This window comes from Paraburkholderia fungorum (assembly GCF_046026025.1).
Classification (GTDB): Bacteria; Pseudomonadota; Gammaproteobacteria; order Burkholderiales; family Burkholderiaceae; genus Paraburkholderia; species Paraburkholderia fungorum_E.
The window spans coordinates 1-4,547 of the sequence record NZ_JAQQFL010000076.1 but is presented as its reverse complement, the minus strand read 5'-3'; the positions used below and the strand labels follow the sequence as shown (position 1 = coordinate 4,547).

At 60.6% G+C, this 4,547-nt stretch carries 3 protein-coding genes; 1 reads left to right on the top strand and 2 read right to left on the bottom strand.

Annotated features, from left to right (window positions below):
• Window positions 1–149 precede the first annotated feature (149 nt).
• Window positions 150–377, top strand: a complete 228-nt coding sequence (locus PQR67_RS38035) for a sulfurtransferase TusA family protein (protein WP_025600552.1) — start codon at window positions 150–152, stop codon at window positions 375–377.
• A 118-nt stretch (window positions 378–495) separates the two neighbouring features.
• Here PQR67_RS38035 and galU read toward each other — a convergent pair whose 3' ends face one another.
• Together galU and PQR67_RS38025 are read right to left on the bottom strand one after the other, a co-directional pair.
• Window positions 496–1,377 (bottom strand): UTP--glucose-1-phosphate uridylyltransferase GalU, encoded by an 882-nt coding sequence (galU, locus tag PQR67_RS38030; protein WP_028199110.1) that lies wholly within the window; start codon window positions 1,375–1,377, stop codon window positions 496–498.
• A 68-nt stretch (window positions 1,378–1,445) separates the two neighbouring features.
• Window positions 1,446–4,325 (bottom strand): valine--tRNA ligase, encoded by a 2,880-nt coding sequence (locus tag PQR67_RS38025; protein WP_408467923.1) that lies wholly within the window; start codon window positions 4,323–4,325, stop codon window positions 1,446–1,448.
• Window positions 4,326–4,547: the final 222 nt, after the last annotated feature.

Genomic DNA, 4,547 nt, shown 5'->3' with positions numbered 1-4,547 from the left:
GACCACAAACAAATCAAGGAGAGGCCAAAGAGAACCCAGAACAAGGGAAAAACCCGCCACCAGGCGGCAACCTCCCACCTACTGTAAAATTCAACGCTCCAGCGTCGCACAACACCGACGCCCCACCCCGAAGGTCATCGTCGATGCAAATTCAGGTTCACAAGGAAGTCGATGCGCGCGGCCTGATGTGTCCGCTGCCCATTTTGCGCGCCAAGAAGGCGCTCGCCGACATGGAAAGCGGCCAGATTCTCAAGGTATTGGCGACCGACCCGGGCTCGCAGCGCGATTTCGCCGCGTTCGCGAAGCAAACCGGCAACGAAATCGTCGAAAGCTCGGCGCACGACAAGGTCTTCACCTTTCTGATGAAGCGCCGCTGAAGCACAAACAAAAAGGCGCTATGCCCGCGAATACGGGGCACAGCGCCTTTTTTACGTCTGACTGACGCCTATCGCGAGAGGCTAATAGCGCAAGGGTTCCGCGCAGCGGTTCTGTTGCTCAGCCTTCCAGCACCGGCGAACGGGTACGCAAATATTCTTCGAAATCGGCCGCCACCTCCGGGTGACGCAGAGCGAACTCGACCGTCGCCTTCAGATAACCCAGCTTGCTGCCGCAGTCGAAACGCGTGCCGTGGTACTTGTACGCCAGCACCTGTTCATCGGCGAGCAGCGACTGAATCGCGTCCGTCAACTGCAATTCACCGCCCGCGCCCGGCTTCAGCGCGCGCAAATGTTCGAAGATCCGCGGCTTCAGCACATAGCGGCCCACCACGCCAAGGTTCGACGGCGCCACGCTCGGCTCCGGTTTTTCGACGATGCCCGACATCTTGATGATCGAGTCTTCCCACTCCTTGCCGTCGACGATACCGTACGACTTCGTCTCCGCGGCCGGGATCTCTTCGACGCCGATCACCGAGCTGTGATAGTGGTCGAACACCTCGATCATCTGCGTCATCACGGGCGGCGTGCCGTACAGCAAGTCGTCAGCAAGAATGACGGCGAACGGGTTGTCGCCCACCAGCTTTTCGGCGCACATCACCGCGTGGCCAAGGCCGAGCGCTTCCGGCTGGCGCACGTAGAAGCAGTCCACATGGCTCGGCTTGATGCTGCGCACCAGTTCCAGCAGCTTGGCCTTGCCACGCGCCTCGAGCTCCGCCTCGATTTCGTATGACTTATCGAAATGGTCCTCGATCGCGCGCTTGCTGCGGCCCGTGACAAAGATCATTTCGGTGATGCCGGCCGCCATTGCCTCTTCCACCGCATATTGAATCAGCGGCTTGTCGACGATCGGCAGCATCTCCTTCGGGCTTGCCTTCGTGGCAGGGAGGAACCGGGTGCCAAGACCTGCTACCGGAAATACTGCTTTTGTAACTTTTAGCATGTGATTACCCTGAATCCTCTGGTTTAGCTTTGATCCGCGCCCGCCCACGGGCAGGCGCGGAGCGTCGATCAGGCCGGCAAACGGGCCAATTGGGCTTTCAGCTTGCCGATAGTGGTTTCGAATTCTGCCAGCCTTTTCTGCTCCTGCTCAACGACTGCCGGTGGCGCCTTCGCAACAAAGCTTTCATTTTGCAATTTTGCATTGCATTTGATGACTTCCGCAGCAAGCCGCGCGATTTCCTTTGACAGACGCTCACGCTCCACAGCGACATCGATTTCCACCTTCAACACAAGCTTGTCATTCCCGACGATAGCAATTGGCGCGCCATCCGCTTGCGCATCCAGGCTTGCCTCGTCGGCAATGATCTGCACCTCCGACAAACGGGCCAACGCCTGAGCGTACGGCGCGAAGGTGCGCAGGCGCTCGGCGTTGCCAGTCGCGAGCAACGGCACCTTGACCGCCGGCGACAGATTCATCTCGCCGCGCAGATTCCGGCACGCATCGATCACTGCTTTCAGGTCGGCTGCCCATTGCTCCGCGTCTTCGTCGAGCTTCGACGGTTCTGCAATGGGGTAAGGCTGCACCATGATGGACGTTTCGCCCTCCGCCTTGCCTTGCGGATAACGACCGGCCAATGGCGCTACTTTCTGCCACAGCGCTTCGGTAATGAACGGAATCACCGGATGCGCGAGGCGCAACACCGTCTCGAGCACGCGCAGCAGCGTGCGGCGTGTTGCGCGCTGCTGGTTCGGCTGACCCGTCTGGATCTGAACCTTGGCGAGTTCGAGATACCAGTCACAGTATTCGTCCCATACGAACTTGTATAGGGCGTTGGCCACATTATCAAAACGATAGTCGGCGAAGCCCTTGGCGACTTCCGCTTCCACGCGTTGCAGGCGCGAGACGATCCAGCGGTCCGCCGCCGAGAAATTCAGGTGGCCGTCCGGCCCGCACTCGCCGCATTGCTCGGGCTTGCCGAAACCGCAATCCTGACCTTCGCAATTCATCAGCACAAAACGGGTGGCATTCCACAGCTTGTTGCAGAAGTTGCGATAGCCTTCGCAGCGCGCCAGGTCGAAGTTGACGTTGCGGCCGAGCGTGGCCATCGACGCCATCGTGAAGCGCAGCGCGTCCGTGCCGAAGGCCGGAATACCTTCCGGGAATTCCTTGCGGGTTTTCTTTTCGATCGACGCGGCCTGCTTCGGATTCATCAGGCCGGTGGTGCGCTTGGCGACCAGTGCGTCGAGCTCGATGCCGTCGACGATATCGATCGGGTCGAGCGTATTGCCCTTGCTCTTCGACATCTTCTGGCCTTCGGCGTCGCGCACCAGACCGTGCACGTAGACCGTGTCGAACGGCACCTTGCCGGTGAAGTGCGTGGTCATCATGACCATGCGCGCGACCCAGAAGAAGATGATGTCAAAGCCGGTGACCAGCACCGACGAAGGCATGAAGTGCTTCAGCTCAGGTGTTTCGGCGGGCCAGCCGAGCGACGAGAACGGCACCAGCGCCGACGAGAACCAGGTGTCGAGCACGTCGTCGTCGCGCTTGAGCGAGCCCGTGTAACCCGCGGCGGCCGCCTTTTCGCGCGCGCCGTCTTCGGTATTGGCGACGAAGATTTCGCCGTTTTCGCCATACCACGCCGGAATCTGATGGCCCCACCAGAGTTGGCGCGAGATACACCAGTCCTGGATGTTTTCGAGCCACTGGTAGTAAGTGGTGCTCCAGTTCTCCGGCACGAATTTGATTTCGCCGCTGCGAACCACGTCCAGCGCGGTTTCGGCGATCGACTTGCCCGGATTGAAGGTGCCTTCCGGCGCCGGCTTGCTCATCGCGACGAACCATTGGTCCGTCAGCATCGGCTCGATTACGACGCCTGTGCGGTCGCCGCGCGGCACCATCAGCTTGTGCGGCTTGACCGATTCGAGCGCGCCGAGCGCTTCGAGATCGGCCACGACCTGCTTGCGGGCGGCGAAGCGATCCAGCGCGCGGTATTGTTCCGGCGCGTTGTCGTTGATCTTCGCGTCGAGCGTGAGGATTTCGATCATCGGCAGCTTGTGGCGCAGGCCGACCTGATAGTCGTTGAAATCGTGCGCGGGCGTGACTTTGACCACGCCGGTGCCGAATTCACGGTCGACGTAGTCGTCGGCGATGATCGGAACTTCGCGGCCGGAGAGCGGCAGCGTGACGGTCTTGCCGATCAGATGCGCGTAGCGCTCGTCTTCCGGGTGGACCATCACGGCGGTGTCGCCGAGCATGGTTTCCGGGCGCGTGGTGGCGACCGTCAGGTGGCCCGAGCCGTCCGTGAGCGGGTACTGGATGTGCCAGAGATGGCCGTTTTCTTCTTCGCTGACCACTTCGAGGTCGGAGACGGCGGTGAGCAGCACCGGATCCCAGTTCACGAGGCGCTTGCCGCGATAGATCAGTCCCTGTTCATACAGGCGTACGAACACGTCGCGCACGGCGGCCGACATTTTGTCGTCCATCGTGAAGTATTCGCGCGACCAGTCGATCGACGCGCCCAGACGGCGCACCTGATTCGTGATGGTCGAGCCGGATTGCTGCTTCCATTCCCAGACGCGTTCGGTGAATTTTTCGCGGCCGAGATCGTGGCGCGAGATGCCCTGGGCGTCCAGTTGACGTTCGACGACGATTTGTGTGGCGATGCCTGCGTGGTCCGTGCCCGGCACCCACAGGGTGTTTTCGCCGAGCATGCGGTGATAGCGGGTGAGGCCGTCCATGATCGTCTGGTTGAACGCGTGGCCCATGTGCAGGGTACCGGTGACGTTCGGCGGCGGCAGCTGGATCGAGAAGTCTTTTTTGTTCTCGTCGAAGGTGGGCGCCGCGTAGGCGCGCTTTTCCCATTCGGGGCCCCAGTGGGCTTCGATGGTGTGGGGCTCGAAGCTTTTGGCAAGCGTGGAGGTCGGGTCGCTCGGGGTCTCGCTCATTTCTGTCCGTCTGCTGGTGGATGCAAAGAATGCTCGATTATAAGCGGCGCTGCGCGCGGGGGGCTTTTGGGGGTGGGTTTGCTGGTTTTTTTTGCCTGCGCGGCGCTGGGTGGTTGTTTGTTTTTCCTTGGTTTGGGGTTTTTGGGCCTTTCCTTGATTTGTTAGTGGTCTGCTTTGGCTGTGTGCCTGTGGTGTTGGCCTTTCCTTGATTTGTTATTGGTC